Annotated in this window: 10 protein-coding genes; 6 read left to right on the forward strand and 4 right to left on the reverse strand. The window is 55.2% G+C overall.

What is annotated here, in order from left to right:
• Nucleotides 1–158: 158 nt before the first annotated feature.
• Entirely contained in the window at nt 159–1280 is a 1122-nt protein-coding gene (locus ACZYTD_RS02370; RefSeq protein ID WP_463888720.1) for a carbohydrate porin, read from the reverse strand.
• 682 nt (nt 1281–1962) lie between these two features.
• On the opposite strand from ACZYTD_RS02370, the gene ACZYTD_RS02375 reads away from it, so the two are divergent.
• From ACZYTD_RS02375 to ACZYTD_RS02390, 4 genes are all read left to right on the forward strand, one after another.
• Entirely contained in the window at nt 1963–4536 is a 2574-nt protein-coding gene (locus ACZYTD_RS02375; RefSeq protein WP_463888723.1) for an alpha amylase C-terminal domain-containing protein, read from the forward strand.
• A gap of 447 nt (nt 4537–4983) precedes the next feature.
• On the forward strand, nt 4984–7581 hold the full coding sequence (locus ACZYTD_RS02380) for an alpha amylase C-terminal domain-containing protein (RefSeq protein ID WP_463888726.1): 2598 nt from the start codon (nt 4984–4986) through the stop codon (nt 7579–7581).
• Nucleotides 7582–7974: 393 nt separating this feature from the next.
• Nucleotides 7975–10554, forward strand: a complete 2580-nt coding sequence (locus ACZYTD_RS02385; RefSeq protein ID WP_463888729.1) for an alpha amylase C-terminal domain-containing protein — start codon at nt 7975–7977, stop codon at nt 10552–10554.
• A gap of 186 nt (nt 10555–10740) precedes the next feature.
• Nucleotides 10741–11373 carry a LysE family transporter gene (locus ACZYTD_RS02390; RefSeq protein ID WP_463888731.1) on the forward strand — a complete coding sequence of 211 codons (633 nt, stop codon included), beginning with the start codon at nt 10741–10743 and terminating at the stop codon, nt 11371–11373.
• 141 nt (nt 11374–11514) lie between these two features.
• On the opposite strand, the gene dapD is transcribed toward ACZYTD_RS02390, so the two are convergent.
• The 3 genes from dapD to map all read right to left on the reverse strand — a co-directional run bounded on the left by dapD (nt 11515) and on the right by map (nt 15877).
• Nucleotides 11515–12339, reverse strand: a complete 825-nt coding sequence (gene dapD / locus ACZYTD_RS02395) for a 2,3,4,5-tetrahydropyridine-2,6-dicarboxylate N-succinyltransferase (RefSeq protein ID WP_463888734.1) — start codon at nt 12337–12339, stop codon at nt 11515–11517.
• Nucleotides 12340–12373: 34 nt separating this feature from the next.
• Nucleotides 12374–15001: a bifunctional uridylyltransferase/uridylyl-removing protein GlnD gene (gene glnD, locus ACZYTD_RS02400; RefSeq protein ID WP_463888736.1), complete on the reverse strand. Its 2628-nt coding sequence runs from the start codon at nt 14999–15001 to the stop codon at nt 12374–12376.
• 90 nt (nt 15002–15091) lie between these two features.
• Nucleotides 15092–15877: a type I methionyl aminopeptidase gene (map, locus tag ACZYTD_RS02405; RefSeq protein WP_463888739.1), complete on the reverse strand. Its 786-nt coding sequence runs from the start codon at nt 15875–15877 to the stop codon at nt 15092–15094.
• Between the two features lie 359 nt (nt 15878–16236).
• Here map and rpsB point away from each other — a divergent pair, with 359 nt between their 5' ends.
• Entirely contained in the window at nt 16237–16965 is a 729-nt protein-coding gene (rpsB, locus tag ACZYTD_RS02410; protein WP_463888741.1) for a 30S ribosomal protein S2, read from the forward strand.
• 113 nt (nt 16966–17078) lie between these two features.
• Nucleotides 17079–17957 (forward strand): translation elongation factor Ts, encoded by an 879-nt coding sequence (tsf, locus tag ACZYTD_RS02415; protein ID WP_463888743.1) that lies wholly within the window; start codon nt 17079–17081, stop codon nt 17955–17957.
• Nucleotides 17958–18024: the final 67 nt, after the last annotated feature.

The raw sequence follows: 18024 nt of genomic DNA on the forward strand, positions 1-18024 counted from the left end.
GGCCATAGGCCGGGGTTGTTTTTAGAGCCGGAGCAGTTGTTCGAGTGACGCGGTTTGACCGAGGAGCCGAAGCTTATTAGCATGAGAGTGCGAGAAACATGCGGATCACTTCGGTGTTCTGTCAGGATCGGCGGTGGCTCGAGTCAGAACCGTTTCGTTTAGAAGTAGTACTTGAAGCGAACTTTGCCGCCGTACCGATCCTGGTTTTCATCGCTCACCCCGCCAAAGCCATCCTGTGGTTGCAACTGTGACCAGTAGGCCCCCAGATAGACATCGAAGTTATCCATATCCATTACGTTGGCAAATTTGTATGAGCTATAGACGGTATGGATATCGGCACTGCTATCTGCGATGGCAGTATCGCCAGCCGTGATCTTGTTATTGGCAAAGATGTAGGAGAGGAAGAAATTCTGGTACTGCATGCTGGGGCCGACGCTGTAGTCCTTTTCATCCACCGCATCCAGATAGGCGCCACGCAGGGTCAGAGCCAGATCGCTATTGACCGTCCAGGTGGCGGTTGAGCCAATCCCATTACGCTTGGAGACCTCGATATCTGTGCCATCCACCACATAGGCATCGCTGACCAGGTTGCTTTCACCCCCCAGAGCCACAGTTACACTGTCACCGGTCCAGGCCACCACGGGACGAACTACAAAGTTGTCTTTCTGTCGCTTGATCGCCACATCATGGTAATTACCGCTATCGATGCTATTGCCAAACAGGTTGTCGCTGTCGCCCACCAGGGTCGATATTTCACTGTACCATTGACCCGACTGTTTGCTGAACAGGGCTTGTCCGCCGCTACCGGAACGGCCTCGTCCCTCTTTCATCTGGTAGATATAGCCGACATCATCGGTAAAGCCGTTATTCTTGCTGCTATTGCCATAATCAACGAAGGTATCCTGGCCCAAAGGAAACATGTCGTAGGCTTCGTAACGACCCACCTTGAACGCCCAATTGAGTTTTTCACCAAAGCTGAACCAGGCATCGTCGGTATCCACAGAGCCATCATTGTGCATTAGGGGTTGGATCTGAAAAGCCGCAAAGCGATTGCCTGACACTTGGCGCTCACCGGCCACATTCAGCAGTATCCGCCCCGAAATATCCCAACTATCGCTGGTGGCTGAGCCTGCAGGATCTTTGGCGGCCAGCATATCCAGCTCCACATCCCCTCCCAGAGTCAGTTTGCCTTGCGGTGTGTCAAAGGTCGCTCCTGCGTTAGCCACGCCGGAGACAAACAGGGCCAGTAGAGTAGGCAGTACGCCGTGAATTTTAGTCATGTGTTAGTTCCTGTTGTGGTTGGTGCAAGCCCACTCTTGGCGTGCTGACATCGGCTTCGCCATACATACCGGGTGGGGATGGTTTACCAGAAAACGATTTCTGGTAACGCTTTCCTGTGCGTGTGGACGTTATCCAATCTACAAAACAGAGGCAAATGCTGAACTTGCTGTCATGCAATCTTTGTGATCAATGATGCATTTTCTTGGCTGTGTATCAATGCTTTTGTTTTGGTTTAATGGCGATAATGTGGGTAAAAATTATAAAACAGGCTAGATGTAACGATTCAGTTTTCTGTATTTCTCAAGTTGAGTTGCAACTCGATCTGGTGGCGTAATGAATAAGTATGCATTTAATGTCGTATCTTTCCGCCGGCTGACTCGGGGCCGCTGCCGCTGCCGAGGCGCATGGCATTAGCTGCTCATGGCGTTTGATGCGCTGCGTGCAGTTAGTGGCGCGGGCCCGCTTGCTTTGGCGCAGCCTAATGGCTGTGATAGCTCACATTTCTGGCTCTTTTTCCCGAACTCATACCAAAACCAACCATAAGGCTTAACCTCTCCTCTGAATAATGGCGTCACGATCGAGTCACTCCGTGGTGACAAATGGCCTATGGCGGTTTTGTGATCGAGTTTTTTCAGGCGCCATTATGGGATCACCTTGGGTGGCCATCTGCAGGGAGTTGGAATGAAGATCAGGACGAGATATTGGGCGCTGGCGCTATTGGCCATGTCAGCTCCGGCCGCTAACGCCGGGGTCATGGTGCATATGTTTGGCTGGAAATATAACGATATCGCCAACGAGTGCGAGAATGTGCTGGGCCCCAAGGGGTATGACGGGGTGGAGATCAGCTCCCCCGCCGAGCATGTGACGGGGGATGGTTGGTGGATCGCCTATCAGCCGGTTAACTACAAGAATTTCACCGCCATCGGCGGCAACGAGAGCGAGCTCAAGAGCCTGATCACCCGCTGCCACAAGGCCGGGATCAAGGTCTATGCCGATGCGGTCTTCAACCAACTATCCGATAGCAGCGGCACCGGCAGTGGCGGCTCCAGCTTTGGCGGTGGCACCTATCCGGCCTTCTCAGCCAAGGAGTTCCACACCGCCTGTACCCTGAGTGCCAGCAGCTATAAGAGCAGCCGCGCCGAGGTGCAAACCTGCCGCTTTGGCGGCCTGCCGGATCTGGATACCGGCTCGGCCTATGTGCAGGGGCAGATCGCCACCTATCTCAAGACCCTCACCAGTTTTGGCATCGACGGCTTTCGCATCGATGCGGCCAAACATATCAGCGCCACCGATCTCTCGGCCATCCTGACCCAGGCGGGCAAGCCCTTCGTCTATCAGGAGGTGATCTACGGCGGCAAGGATGAGGTGGTCCAGCCCGAGGAGTACCAGAATATCGGCATGGTGCTGGAGTCGCGCTTCACCGGCGGCGGGCTGGATGAGAAGTTCCGCAGCAAGATCAGCGGCTTGAAGAATATCGGCGAGAGCTGGGGCTTCCTGCCTTCGGCCAAGGCCCAGGTGATGGTGACCAATCACGACTATGAGCGCAGCGGCGGCAGTATCAGCTACAAGGATGGTGCCCTCTACCGTCTGGCCAACGTCTTCATGCTGGGCTGGCCCTACGGCTACCCCCAGGTGATGTCGGGCTATGACTATGGCTCCGACACCCTGGCGCTGGCGCCGAGCGTCACGCCCTGCAGCTCTGGCTCGAAGTGGAACTGCGAGCAGCGCTGGCCGCAGATCGCCAACATGGTCTACTTCCACAACGTGACCAAGTCGGTGACCACAGTCTCCAACTGGTGGGATAACGGCAATAACCAGATCGCCTTTGGCCGCGGCAACAAGGGCTTTGTGGTGATTAACAACGAAAGCTCGGCCATGAACCAGAGCCTGGCGACGGGTTTACCTGCTGGCGAGTACTGCAATATTCTGGCGGGCAGTGCGCTGTGCAGCGGCAGCTATGTAACGGTGGATGGTAGCGGCAAGGCGACCTTTAGCGTGGCGGCCAAGGAGGCGGCGGCCATAGTGGCCGGTTGCACCAGGGCCACCCCCTGCAGTGGCAATATATCGACCGACCCCGATCTGCCTACGCCCAGATTTAGCTCGTTGAATGTCCGTGGCACGACTAATGGTTGGCTCTCTATTCCCATGACGGTCGATGCCAAGAGCCGGGTCTGGACGGCCCTGGTTACCTTTACCGGCAAGGGGGATGGTGGCGGTGCCCAGCGCTTCAAGTTTGATGTGTTTGGCAACTGGATCGAAAACTACGGCGATAGCAATGCCGATGGCATAGCGGAGAAGGGGAGCAGCAAGGACATCGCCTTCACGGGCGTGGGCAAGTACAAGGTAGCGCTCAAAGAGAGCGACCTGAGCTATACCCTGACACAGGTTGTAGAGAACCAGGCGCCCAAGGCGGTGGTTGCCCCGGCGACTATCACGGTCAAAGTTGGCCAGTCGCTGGTGTTGGATGCTGGCGGCTCCAGTGATGATGTGGCGGTGAAGAGTTACCTCTGGTCCACCGGCGGCAGCGACAAGAGGGAAACGGTCACCTTCTACAATGAGGGCCCGGCCTTCGTCACCCTGACCGTAACCGATGGCGAGGGGCTGAGCTCAACCACCACGGCTGCCGTGACAGTCGAGGCGCAAACACCGGTGGGCTTTGCCAGTAACTTTAAACAACTGAACTATCGCAGCAGCAACAATAGCTGGGGGGCGCAGGCCATGGCGCTGGTCGCCGATAATAGCTGGCAGACCACCATCACCCTGGATGGCCGAGCCCATCAAAGCATGAAGTTGGATGCCAGCAGCAATCTGAGCCAAGTCTATGGTGATAGTGATGGCAATGGCATATTGGATAGCAACAGCACGGCTTGGGTGCCATATAAGGGAACCTTCCTCTTGACGGTCAACGATGAAACCCTGGCTTACACCCTGGTCAAGCAAGGTGCCCCCTATCTATCCAAGCGCAAGAGTCTGTTCTATTCGGAACCGCCTGTGGCCACTAAAACCTGGAAGGTGACGCCGATGAAGTTGATAGCCGATAACCTCTGGTATGTGCGGGTACCGTTAACCGGTGTTAGCAAGCAACGTTTCCGCTTTGATATCTCAGGTAAGGGCATCAAGGGGGAGGTATTGGGCGACAGTGACAAGAATGGGGTGGCCGAGGTGGGGGGAAGCCCCATCTACAAATCCGGTAAGGGCTACTACATCATCAAGTTCAGCGAGAAGAGCAACCGCTACAGCATACTGGCTGAGTAGCCATTCGCCCTATTTTAAGCGCTCATGCCGGCTTTGCTGCCGCATGGGCGCTTGATCTCCTTATGCTCTTCACTATTTGTGATCTGGTCTGAGCCAGGTATGAGATCGTTTTCTTCTGGTCACGTTAGCGAAGTTGCTGCCTCAGTCAAAGGTAGTAATCTGGTCGAGTCCAGTCTCTGCTGACAGGAGAGAAAAACTTGCCCAAGATCGCGGAAAAAAGCCTGTATCAGCAATAAATCAGGAGATACACCGCAAAACGGATAGACCTAGTCAAAACCCAGTCAATAGCCGACGCTTGGCGCGAAATAATGGCGGTAGGTCAGAGCAGTTGCCAGCCACTATATTCTGTTTGAGCGCTCCCAACTCTCTGCTGCCTTGCGGCTTCTGCCCGAAGCCCTAATGGATGTGCCACGCACATTTCGCCTTATCAGGTCAGGGAGTTCAAACATGAGATTCAAAACCGGCATATTGTCTTTGAGTGTTGCACTGGGTTTGTCCCTGGTGAGCAGTGCCGCCCAGGCCGGCGCCATAGTGCACCTGTTTCAGTGGAAGTTTAATAATATCGCCAGCGAGTGCGAAAAAGTGCTTGGCCCTAAAGGTTATGAAGGGGTGCAGATCACTCCGCCGGCCGAGCATAAGCAGGGTAGCGATGTATGGTGGACTGTCTACCAACCGGTTAGTTTGGCTAATTTCAATAGCTTCGGTGGTAGCGAAGACGAACTCAAGAGCATGATTACCCGCTGTAAGGCGGCTGGTGTGAAGATCTACGTCGATGCCGTGTTTAACAACTGGGCCAGCGGTTCAGGCACGGGCACCGGTGGCGACTCCTGGTCCACCGCCAACTATCCGCGTTTCAGTGGCAATGACTTCCACGGTGAATGCGGTATCGGCAGCTATGGTGATCGCAATCAGGTTCAGAATTGCCGTTTGGCTGGGATGCCAGATTTGAATACCGGTTCCTCCTCCGTACAGGAGCAGGTTGCAACCTATATGAAGACCCTGATGGGGTGGGGCGTTGCTGGTTTCCGTATCGATGCGGCCAAGCACATGGCGGTCTCCGATCTGCAAGGCATTCTGGCCAAAGCCGGGAATCCATTCGTGTACTTGGAAGTGATCGGGGCCAATGGTGAGGCGGTACAGCCAAACGAGTATCTGGGGCTGGGCAAGGTTACCGAATTCAAGTACACCTACAGTGTGAAGGATCAGTTCAACAGCCAAATCAAAAATCTGAAGAATATTGGTGAAAGCTCGGGCTTTATGTCTTCTGACAAGGCCCAGGTTTTTATCGCCAACCATGATAACGAGCGTGGCTCTGCGGGTGGTACGGGTCTGAACTATAAGGCGGGTGCCAAATATGATTTGGCCAATGCCTTTATGTTGGCCTGGCCCTATGGCTGGCCCCAAGTACTCTCTGGCTACGAATTCAATTCTCATGATCAGGGGGCGCCCTCTCAATCAACGGCGTGTAGCAGCGGTTGGAACTGTGAACAGCGCCGTCCTATGATCATGAACATGGTGATGTTCCGCAACGTGACCGAAGGTCAGGCCGTCACCAACTGGTGGGACAACGGTAATAACCAGATCGCCTTTGGTCGCGGTAACAAGGGCTTCGTGGTCATTAACAACGAAGGGGGCTCGATTAACCAGAGCTTCCAGACCGGTCTGCCAGCGGGCGAGTATTGCAACATAGTGGCAGGCAACGACTACTGCAGCGGTTCTTATGTCACAGTTGATGGCTCAGGCAAGGCCAGCTTCAATGTGGGTGGCATGAAGGCGGCGGCTATCGTGGCAGATTGCACCAAGGCCAAGCCTTGCGGCAGCTCTACGCCAACGGACCCAACCGACCCAACTGATCCAACGGACCCAACCGATCCGGTGGCCAAGTTCAGCAGCATGAATCTGCGCGGTACCTTCAATGGCTGGAAGAGCACTGCCATGACGGTGGATGCCACCACTCGCGTCTGGTCAGCCATAGTGGACTTTGACGGCAAGAGTGACACAGGCGGGGCGCCACGCTTCAAGTTCGACGTGTTTGGCAACTGGATTGAGAACTACGGTGACAATGAGGGTGATGGCAAGGCTGACAAGAGCAGCTTGAAGGATATCGCCTTCACCTCAGTGGGTAAGTACAAGGTGGAGCTCAAAGAGAGCGACATGAGCTATACCCTGACTCAGGTGACCGTTAACCAGGCGCCCAAGGCTGTGGTTGCTCCGGCGACCATCACAGTCAAGGTCGGTGAGCAGGTGATCTTTGATGCCAGTGGCTCTACCGATGATGTCAAGGTGGCTACCTACAGCTGGTCTACCGGTGGCGCAGCCAAGAGCGAGCCTGTGACCTTCTACAATGAAGGTACCGAGAAGGTGACGCTGACCGTGACTGATGCAGAGGGGCTGACCTCTACTACTACGGCAGTCGTGACTGTTAACCCGGAACCTCAGGTTGGCTTTATCAGCAACTTCAAGCAACTGAACTATCGCAGCAGTAACAATGGCTGGGGGGTTCAGGCTATGGAGCTGGTGGCGGACAATACCTGGCAGACCACTATTACCCTGGATGGTCGTGCCAATCAGAGCATGAAGCTGGATGCCAGCGCCAATCTGAGCAAGGTGTATGGCGATGCAGATGGCAATGGTGTTCTGGATAGCAACAGCCTGGCACTGGTGCCATACAAGGGAACCTTTGTGCTGACGGTCAATGACGAAACTTTGGCCTACACCCTGGTCAAGCAAGGTGCGCCTTATGTGACCCAACTGAAGAGTCTTTACTATGCGGCCCCCAATAGCGCTGGCACGGCTTGGGTTGCGACTCCGATGAAGCTGGTCGCTGACAATCTCTGGTATGTCCGTGTGAAGTTGAATGGTGTTGCCAAACAGCGTTTCCGCTTCGATATCGGTGGCAAAGGCGTGAAGGGGCAGGTATTCGGCGATAGTGACAAAAATGGTATTGTTGAAGTGAGCGGAGCTCCCATCTATAAGTCAGGCAAGGGCTACTTCATCATCAAGTACAGCGAGAAGAGTAAGCGTTACAGCATCATTGCCGAGTAATGACGCATCTGTAATATAATAAAAATCCCGCAGTGGTTTACCCTGCGGGATTTTTTATCCCCCCACCATTGAGGCTTAATTCTTTAGTCCTAATGCCTGTATTTGCTCTATAAAATATACCCATTTTTATTCTGTGATTTGGCTCATTCTTATCCTGGCATTTGCTCGGTAATTAAAGCCTGTTCGCACAAATTCCTCGGTATTAACAAAAACTAACGCTTGTTAATAAACGAAGGGGTGAATAATCAAAAGGCATCGAGACTGGAATTAACCTTCTCTGGCCAATGTGATTGTTTGTTATTGGTGAACCAGGCAGAAGATATATCCAGTCTTTATCTGGAAGGCAGACCTCTAATAAATGGTCCTGCCAATATATCAATCACTGGAGCAGCAATGATGAAATTTAAACAGACATTGATCTCGCTGGGGATTGCCGCAGGATTTACCCTCGCGGCAGGCAATGCACAAGCTGGTGTGCTGGTGCATTTATTTCAGTGGAAATTCAATGATATAGCTAATGAATGTGAGAAGGTGCTCGGGCCAAAAGGCTATGAGGGGGTGCAGATCACCCCTCCAGCCGAGCACCTGAATAAACCCGATGTCTGGTGGTCGGTCTATCAGCCGGTAAACTTGCGTAATTTTCATAGCTATGGCGGAACGGAAGAGGAGTTACGAGGCATGATCACCCGTTGTAAATCGGCGGGAGTAAAGATCTATGTGGATGCGGTATTCAATAACTGGGCCTCGTTCGGTGGGGGGGGTACTGGCACTGGGGGTAGTTCATGGGGACCTTGGAATTACCCCGTGCTTAAGGGGAATGATTTCCACAGTGCCTGCCGGGTAAATAATTATTCCGATCGCGGTAATGTGCAAAACTGTGGTCTGGAGGGGATGCCGGATCTGAATACCGGTTCCGATTATGTGCAGAATGAAGTCGCCACCTATATGAAGACTCTGCTGGGGTGGGGGGTGGCTGGTTTTCGTCTCGATGCGGCCAAACATATTGCCGTCTCGGAATTGCATGCCATCTTGAATAAGGCTGGTAATCCCTTCGCCTATGTGGAAGTGATAGGTGCCCAAGGTGAAGCGGTGCAGCCCGGTGAGTATATGGGCATGAGCCGGGTGACCGAGTTTGGTTATACCAAGGCTATCACCGGTAACTTCAACGGCCAGATCAAGAACCTGAAGAGTCTAGGGGAGGGGTGGGGTCTGATGTCCTCCGACAAGGCCCAGGTCTTTGTCTCCAACCACGATACCGAACGCAACTCGGCGGGCACCCAGTCTCTGAACTACAAGAGTGGTGCTAAATATGATCTGGCTCAGGCCTTTATGTTGGCCTGGCCCTATGGCTGGACCCAGGTCTACTCGGGTTACCAGTTTAATGGCCACGATGATGGTGCGCCCCAGTCCCAGGCTTGCAGCAGTGGCTGGAACTGTGAGCATCGCCGTCCGACCGTGGCCAATATGGTGCTGTTCCGTAACGTCAGCGAGGGACAACAGGTCACTAACTGGTGGGATAACGGCAATAACCAGATCGCCTTTGGCCGTGGCAACAAGGGCTTTGTGGTCGTCAATAACGAGGGGGGCTCCATCAACCAGAGCTTCCAGACCGGTCTTCCTGCCGGTGAATACTGCAATATTCTCGCCGGTGATAACTACTGTAGTGGCGGCTATGTGACGGTCGATGGCTCAGGCAAGGCCAGCTTCAATGTAGGCGGCATGCAGGCGGCCGCTATCGTGGCGGATTGTACCAAGGCCAAGCCTTGTGGTTCAGGCCCAGGCCCAGACCCAGACCCGGTTGACAAGTTCAGCAGCATGAATCTGCGTGGCACCTTCAACGGCTGGAAGAGCACTGCCATGACGGTGGATGCAGCAACCCGCGTCTGGTCAGCCATAGTGGACTTTGATGGCAAGCCGGATGCAACCGGAGGTCAGCCACGCTTCAAGTTTGATGTCTTTGGCAACTGGATTGATAACTACGGCGATGTGGATGCAGACGGCAAGGCCGACAAGGGCGCCGCCAAGAATGACATCATCTTCACTTCGGCTGGCAAGTACAAGGTTGAGCTCAAAGAGAGCGACATGAGCTATACCCTGACTCCGGTAATGGTTAACCAGGCGCCCAAGGCGGTGGTTGCTCCGGCGACTATTACCGTCAAGGTGGGCGAGAAGGTGGTGTTTGATGCCAGTGGCTCTACCGACGATGTGAAGGTCGACACCTATAGCTGGTCCACCGGTGGGGCAGCCAAGACCGAAACCGTTACCTTCAACAATGCAGGCACGGAAAAGGTTACCTTGACGGTGATGGATGCCGAGGGACTGAGCTCTACCGTGACCGCAGTCGTGACGGTTAATCCAGTACCTGACGAAGGCTTTATCAGCAACTTCAAGCAACTGAACTATCGCAGCAGCAACAATGGCTGGGGGGCTCAGGCCCTGGAGCTGGTGGCGGACAACACCTGGCAGACCACTATTACCCTGGATGGTCGTACCAATCAGAGCATGAAGCTGGATGCCAGCAGCAACCTGAGTCAGGTATATGGTGATGTAGACGGCAACGGTGTTCTGGATAGCAACAGCCTGGCTCTGGTGCCATACAAGGGAACCTTTGTGCTGACGGTCAATGACGAAACCCTGGCCTACACCCTGGTTAAGCAAGGTGCGCCCTATACTACCCAGTTAAAGAGCCTCTACTATGCGGCTCCTAATAGTGCCAACAGCCGTTGGGTTGCGACGCCGATGAAGCTGGTCGCCGATAACCTCTGGTACGTCCGGGTCAAGTTGGATGGTGTTGCCAAGCAACGTTTCCGCTTCGATATCGGCGGTAAGGGGACGAAGGGACAGGTACTGGGTGATAGCGATAAGAATGGTATTGTTGACGTGAATGGCGCGCCTATCTACAAGTCAGGCCAGGGCTACTTCATTATCAAGTACAGCGAGAAGAGTAAGCGTTACAGCATCATAGCCGGATAACAGTAACGGCTAATCGTGAGAAACCATGGCGCCTGGTGCGCCATGGTTTTTTTCATTTCTATCTCGGGAGTGGATTACTTACGTTTTGATTGCGGGTAAAAACCGATTGCACTTCACAGGGCGTCTCGGCATGGTGTGAACCTCAAGAGGTCTATCGATATGCCTTAGCGTGTGGGAGCCAGGGTTATGAATACACATATGTGGGGCGCTTTTTTTCTGGCTTGCTGGGTCATCAGCCTGTCGCCGGGGGCGGGGGCCATAGCTTCCATGTCCAGCGGCCTGCGCCATGGTTTTCGTCGGGGTTACTGGAATGTGGTCGGTTTGCAGCTGGGACTGGCGTTGCAGATCGCCATAGTGGCGGCCGGGGTGGGGGCCATATTGGCGACCTCGGCGCTGATCTTCAATCTCATCAAGTGGTTTGGCGTGGCCTATCTGGTTTATCTGGCCTGGCGCCAGTGGTCGGCCCTGCCTGTGGCTATGACTTCTGATGTGGAGAGTGCCCCGCTGGCGACGCCACTCTCTCTGGTGTTGCGTGGTTTTCTGGTCAATGTCAGCAATCCCAAGGCGATCGTCTTCATGCTGGCGGTATTGCCGCAGTTTATCGACCCTCATGCGCCTCTGCTCAGCCAGTATCTGGTGATGGGAGTGACCATGATCAGCGTGGATCTGGTGGTGATGGCCGGCTACACCGGGCTGGCGGTCAAGGTGCTGAGCCTGCTGCGCACACCCAGGCAACAGAAGCTGGTCAATCGCAGCTTTGCCAGCCTGTTTGTTGGCGCCGCCGCCCTGCTCTCATTGGTGCGGCGCAGTGCCTCTTAACCTCAACCGCCTAAAAGCAAAAAGCCCGCACTTGCGGGCTTTTTCTTGGTAACACAGCGGCGCGAGAGTTAGTCGATGCTGCGCAGCAGGGCGTTGATGCCGACATCTTTGTCGCGAGTCTTGGCATCCACCGTCTTGACGTTAGTCAATGCTGCGCAGCAGGGCGTTGATCCCTACTTTGGCTCGGGTCTTGGCATCCACCTTCTTGACGATGACGGCGCAGTAGAGGCTGTACTTGCCACACTTGGAGGGCAGGGAACCTGATACCACGACGGAGCCAGCCGGTACGCGACCGTAGTGGACTTCGCCAGTTTCACGATCATAGATGCGGGTGGATTGGCCGATGAAGACGCCCATGGAGATCACGGAACCCTCTTCAACGATCACCCCTTCCACCACTTCAGAGCGGGCACCGATGAAGCAGTTATCTTCGATGATAGTCGGGTTGGCTTGCAGCGGCTCGAGGACGCCACCGATACCGACACCACCGGAGAGGTGAACGTTGGCACCGATCTGGGCGCAGGAGCCGACAGTCACCCAGGTATCGACCATGGTGCCTTCGCCCACATAGCCACCGATGTTGACGTAGGAGGGCATCAGCACGGCATTACGGGAGATGAATGCTCCCTTGCGCACTATGGCGCTAGGTACCACGCGGATGGCCTCTTCCTTGAAACGTTCCGGTGTGTAGTCAGCAAACTTCAAGGGCACCTTGTCATAGAAGTTAGTACCGGGCGCTGGCAGCATCTGGTTTTCATTGATGCGGAAATAGAGCAGTACGGCCTTCTTCAGCCACTGATGAACGACCCATTCGCCGGCAATTTTTTCTGCCACGCGTGCTTGGCCTGCATCGAGCATCTCTATGGTCTGCTCAATGGCCTGACGGGTCAGGGCGTCGACGCTGGTGGGCGTAATGGTGTCACGACGCTCATAGGCGTCCTCGATCAGGCGTTGTAACTCGGTCATTTTCATCTCCCTTAAAAATTCGGCACTCTTTTTATCACATATCGTCGATGGGGTTTAACTCGGCGACCAACTTTTCTCGCAACAGCAGTTCATCTTCATCAGTCAGAAGCTCGCCATCCGGGCGGCTAAGTGAGAAGAAGTCTTCGGCTCTTTCGCCTATGGTAGTGATTTTGGCTGAATGAACACTGAATTTGCAGTCTAAAAGCACGGCACCAATGCGGGCGAGCAAACCCGGTCTATCCAGGGTAATAAGCTCGATCAAGGTATGCTTTTTGTCACCCTTGTTGGGCAGGTAGTTGACCCGGGTGGTGACGTTAAATTGGCGATGGCGTCGCGACAGGGCCTTGGGTTTGGGCAACGGCATGGCTGGATTGTTCAGCGCATTGGTCAACCCCTTGCGCAGGAAGGGAATACGCTCGGCATCGACCGGGTCGCCGTTGGGCTCCAGTACCACAAAGGTATCCATCACATAGCCATCTTTGGAGCTCATGATCTGGGCGTCATGAATGTTGAGATTCTTGTGGTCTATGATGGCGGCGACGGTGGCAAACAGGTTCGGCATGTCACGACAGTAGAGGAAGAGTTCGCTGCCGCCTCGGGCCGCATGTTGGCCAAACAGCACCAGCGGTTCACTGCGATCATGCGGCAGTATGTGCCGGGTGTGCCAAGCGATCTGCTCCGGGCTATGGCGCAGGAAGTAGTCAGCCTTGAACTCCTGCCATAGTGTGGTCACCGCACTCTCGGCGACACCGCTATGGGTCAACAGCTCCAGGGCTTGGCGCTGGTTCTCGCGGATGCGCAGGCGCAGATCGGGCGGGTTTTCCAGCCCCAGGCGCAGCGCCTTCTGGCTGGCGAAGTAGAGCTCACGCAGCAGGGTACCCTTCCAGTCGTTCCACAAGTTATCGTTGGTGGCACAGATGTCGGCTACCGTCAGGCAGTAGAGATAATCCAGATGCTGTTCATCGCGCACCTTCTCGGCAAAGTCGTTGACCACATCGGGATCATAGATGTCGCGTCTTTGCGCCGTGACGGAAAAGAGCAGGTGGCTACGCACCAGCCAGGCTACCAGACGGCTCTCGTAGCGATCCAGGCCGTGCAGTTGGCAGAAGTAGAGGGCCTCTCCGGCACCGAGTTCCGAGTGGTCGCCGCCACGCCCCTTGGCGATGTCGTGGAACAGGGCGGCGAGAAACAGCAGTTCGGGCTTGGCCAGCCGGGAATAGACTTCCCGGAACAGGGGTTGCTCCTTCTCATTCTTCGGCCGCATGAAGCGATAGATGTTTTTCAGCAGGCGATGAGTGTGTTCGTCCACCGTATAGGCATGGAACATGTCGAACTGCATCTGGCCGACGATCTGGCTCCATTGGGGGAAATAGGCGGCCAGGATGGCGTGTTCATGCATCAGGGTCAGGGGCAACCCTATGCCGCGCGGGTGGCGCAGTATCTTCATGAACAGCTTGCGGCACTCCGGTAGCTCTTGCAGCGAGACGATCAGACGGCGACGCGCCTCGCGCAACTGGCGCAGGCAGGCGGAGTAGATACCGCTAATCTCAGGGTGATCGGCTATCTGGTAGAAGAGGGCCAGTATGGCCAGCGGCTCCCGGCTGAACAGGTTAGGATCCCGGGTATCTATGTGGGTGCCGCGCAACAGGAATTGTTCATCCAGCAGGCGGACTTCACTGGCGGCGTTGCCCAGGATCGCCTCATCGAACAGCTGCAACAGCATCTCGTTGAGTTCGGCGACGCGGCGCACCGTCTGGTAGAAGCGCTTCATCATCTGCTCGACCGGAGCATTGCCCTGGCCCGGGTAACCCAGAATTTCGGCGACCGCACGCTGACGATCGAAGAGCATGCGATTGTCATTCTTGCCAATGACGATGTGCAGGGCGAAGCGCAGCCGCCAGAGCAGGTTTTGGCAGTCCAGCAGTTCCAGATATTCCGAGCGGCTGAGGAAGCCATAGCTGGTCATCTCATACAGGCTGGTGGCGCCAAACTGACGGCGGGCCACCCAGGCCAGGGTCTGGATGTCGCGCATCCCGCCCGGATTGCTCTTCAGATCGGGCTCCAGCAGGTAGGCCGTCTCTTTGTACTGCTGATGCCGAGCTTCCTGCTCATCCCGCTTGGCCTGGAAAAACTGCTCGCTGGGCCAGAAGTGATCCGGCTGAATGGCTTGGTTCAGGGCGGCGAAGGTATCCAGGGCGCCTATGATGAGCCGGGACTCCATCAGATTGGTGGCTATGGTGAGATCGTTCTTGCCCTGCTCTACGCACTCGTTGACGGTGCGTACCGCATGGCCCACCTCCAGGCGCAGATCCCACAGCAGCGTCAGGAATTGGCCTATGGTTTCACCGACCGACGCCCCCAAAGGCTGACGGCTCAAGATCAGTATGTCGATATCCGAGTGGGGGTGCAGCTCGCCGCGGCCATAGCCGCCCACGGCAATCAGCGCCAGATGGGGGTGTGCGTCCAGGCCAAACTGTTCCCAGAGGCGGCTGAGCAGTCCATCGATAAATTGAGAGCGGCTGGCCACCAGCTCCACCACACTGTCGCCGGCCAGGAAGCGGCTGCGAAGCCACTCTTGAAACCGGGCCAGACACTCCTTGCCGTTGGCGATTTGCACTGGTTCGGTAGGCAGATCCATTGCGCAGGGCTCACTCGCTAGCATGACATCCTTCTCCAAGCGTGTTGGCAAAGCAGTGGGATGTGCTTTGCCAACAGGCTTGTCAGCCGCATCGCTATGCGGCTGACGCCGTGCTTAACCGCGAACCAACCGCTCCAGGCTCTCATCCTGGCGCAGGGTCAGCACCTCGCACCCCTCCTCGGTGACCAGCAGGGTATGTTCATACTGGGCCGACGGTTGGCGATCGCTGGTGGTGACGGTCCAGCCATCTTTGCGATCCACCTTGCAGCGATAACCGCCGGCATTGATCATCGGCTCTATGGTGAAGCACATGCCGGCTTGCAGAGTCAGCTTGTGGTTGTTGCGATAGTGCAGCACCTGGGGCTCTTCGTGGAAGGCTTTGCCCAGACCGTGACCACAGTAATCGCGTACTACGGAGAAGCCGGCACTCTCGGCCATAGGCTGGATCGCGGCACCTATCTCGGAGAGACAAGCCCCCGGACGCACCTTGCGGATAGCGGCATAGAGGGTCTGCTGGGCTATGTCACACAGCTGACGATTGCGCGGTGAGGTGCTGCCGACGATGAACATCTGGGACGTATCGCCGTGGTAGCCCTCTTTGATGACGGTGATATCTATGTTGATGATGTCACCATCGCGCAACTTCTTGTGGTTGGGAATGCCATGGCAGACCACCTCGTTAACCGAGGTACAGATGGACTTAGGGAAGCCGTGGTAGTTGAGGGGCGCCGGGATCGCCTCTTGCTCATTGACGATATAGTCATGGCAGAGCTGATTCAGCTCTTCGGTGGTCACCCCCACTTGCACATGGGGTGCGATCATCTCCAGCACCTCGGCGGCCAGACGGCCCGCCACTCGCATCTTCTCTATCTCTTCCGGTTTTTTCAGCACTACAGACATGGCTTCTCTCGACTCGCGCTACAGGGCCGAACGCCGACGGACGTTCAGACCTCTCTTCTGATCCTGTTTAACTTGGCAGTGTATCGGTTTGGGGGGGGGAGTTCCAGTTTCCTGATCCGGATCAACAAATGCCCCGAGCTCTGCTTTAGGCGGCCTGTTGGCGCGTAAAAACGGGAGCAGGATGCAGCTCAAGGTAGCGTCAAAGGGTGGTTTATGGTATAAAGCGCGCCGAGTAATGTCTGTCATACTCACTTAACTTAAATCCTTAAACATCACACACACATCGACACGCTCTCCGGGGTGCCCTTTGGGTCGGAACGCGGGATGTGTGGAGGCCTAACCCCAAATAGAGGTTTAAAATGGCAAAAGTTTCAATGCGCGACATGCTGCAAGCCGGCGTTCACTTCGGTCACCAAACCCGTTTCTGGAACCCCAAGATGAAGCCGTTCATCTTCGGTGCCCGTAACGGTGTGCACATCATCAACCTGGAAAAGACTGTTCCGATGTTTGATGATGCGCTGAACTTCATCAGCAGCGTTGCTGCCAAGAAGGGTAAGATCCTGTTCGTCGGTACCAAGCGTGCCGCCTCTGAAGCCGTTAAAGAAGCTGCTGGCAACTGCGATCAGTTCTATGTGAACCATCGCTGGTTGGGCGGTATGCTGACTAACTGGAAGACTGTTCGTCAGTCCATCAAGCGTCTGAAGGATCTGGAACTCCAGGCTCAAGACGGTACCTTCGAAAAGCTGACCAAGAAAGAGGCGCTGATGCGTACTCGCGAAATGGACAAGCTGGAGAAGAGCCTGGGCGGTATCAAGGACATGGGCGGCCTGCCTGACGTACTGTTCGTGGTTGATGCCGAGCACGAGCACATTGCTATCAAGGAAGCCAACAACCTGGGTATCCCAGTTGTGTCTATCGTTGATACCAACTCTAACCCGGACGGCGTTGATTACATCATCCCGGGTAATGACGATGCGATCCGTGCTGTTACCCTGTATCTGTCTGCTGCCGCTGGTGTGGTTAACTCCTCCCGCGAGCTGGACATTGCAGTTCAAGCCGAGCAAGACGGTTTCGTAGAAGCCAACTAATAAAGGCTGGAACAGTTCGCTGTTCACCCTTATTAACCCATTGTAATTGGTTAGCAGGGGTCCTAGTGACCCCTGCATTTTTATACAAAACACTCAGACCGAGGATATAGGACATGGCAAACATTTCCGCCGCTCTGGTTAAAGAACTGCGCGAGCGTACCGGCGCTGGCATGATGGATTGCAAAAAGGCTTTGACTGAAGCCAATGGCGACGTCGAGCTGGCCATCGAAAACATGCGTAAGTCTGGCCAAGCCAAGGCTGCCAAGAAGGCTGGCCGTATCGCTGCCGAAGGCGTGATCCTGGCTCGTGCCGAAGGCAACAGCGCCGTCATGATCGAACTGAACTGTGAAACCGACTTCGTCGGCAAGGATAGTAATTTCCGTGCCTTCGGTGAACAGGTTCTGGCCATCGCCGTGACCAACAAGATCAGCGATCTGGAGGCCCTGAAGGCTGCCGAATTCGCCGATGGTGAAAGCGTTGAAGTGACGCTGAACAACCTGATCGCCAAGCTGGGCGAGAACATGAACCTGCGCCGCATGATAGTGGTCGAAGGTGACAACCTGGGTACCTATATCCACGGTGGTCGTATCGGTGTTGTTACCAAGCTGGTTGGCGGTAGCGCCGATCTGGCGAAGGATCTGGCCATGCACGTTGCGGCCAACAGCCCGCAATTCGTCAAGCCGGAAGATGTCTCTGCCGAAGTGGTTGCCAAGGAGCGCGAAATCCAAGTCGATATCGCCATCAACTCTGGCAAGACCAAAGAGATCGCCGAGAAGATGGTTGAAGGTCGCATGAAGAAATTCACTGGCGACATCTCCCTGACCGGCCAGCCTTTCGTCAAGGATCCTTCCGTACTGGTTGCCGATCTGTTGAAGAAAGAAGGCGCTGATGTGCTGGAATTCGTCCGCTTCGAAGTGGGTGAAGGTATCGAGAAGATTGAGACTGACTTTGCTGCCGAAGTTCAGGCGCAAATCGCTGCCATGAAGAGCTAATCTGAGATAAAGTTAGCCAAGCCAATTCAGACCGCGACCTATGTCGCGGTCTTTCTATGACCAGGAA

Source organism: Pseudaeromonas sp. HNCC25DJ180 (assembly GCF_055413345.1).

Excerpts from the sequence above, each read along its gene's own strand:
- ACZYTD_RS02370 (WP_463888720.1), bottom strand. The coding sequence starts at position 1,280 with ATGACTAAAATTCACGGCGTACTGCCTACTCTACTGGCCCTGTTTGTC.
- ACZYTD_RS02375 (WP_463888723.1), top strand. The coding sequence starts at position 1,963 with ATGAAGATCAGGACGAGATATTGGGCGCTGGCGCTATTGGCCATGTCA.
- ACZYTD_RS02380 (WP_463888726.1), top strand. The coding sequence starts at position 4,984 with ATGAGATTCAAAACCGGCATATTGTCTTTGAGTGTTGCACTGGGTTTG.
- ACZYTD_RS02385 (WP_463888729.1), top strand. The coding sequence starts at position 7,975 with ATGATGAAATTTAAACAGACATTGATCTCGCTGGGGATTGCCGCAGGA.
- ACZYTD_RS02390 (WP_463888731.1), top strand. The coding sequence starts at position 10,741 with ATGAATACACATATGTGGGGCGCTTTTTTTCTGGCTTGCTGGGTCATC.
- dapD (WP_463888734.1), bottom strand. The coding sequence starts at position 12,339 with ATGACCGAGTTACAACGCCTGATCGAGGACGCCTATGAGCGTCGTGAC.
- glnD (WP_463888736.1), bottom strand. The coding sequence starts at position 15,001 with ATGCTAGCGAGTGAGCCCTGCGCAATGGATCTGCCTACCGAACCAGTG.
- map (WP_463888739.1), bottom strand. The coding sequence starts at position 15,877 with ATGTCTGTAGTGCTGAAAAAACCGGAAGAGATAGAGAAGATGCGAGTG.
- rpsB (WP_463888741.1), top strand. The coding sequence starts at position 16,237 with ATGGCAAAAGTTTCAATGCGCGACATGCTGCAAGCCGGCGTTCACTTC.
- tsf (WP_463888743.1), top strand. The coding sequence starts at position 17,079 with ATGGCAAACATTTCCGCCGCTCTGGTTAAAGAACTGCGCGAGCGTACC.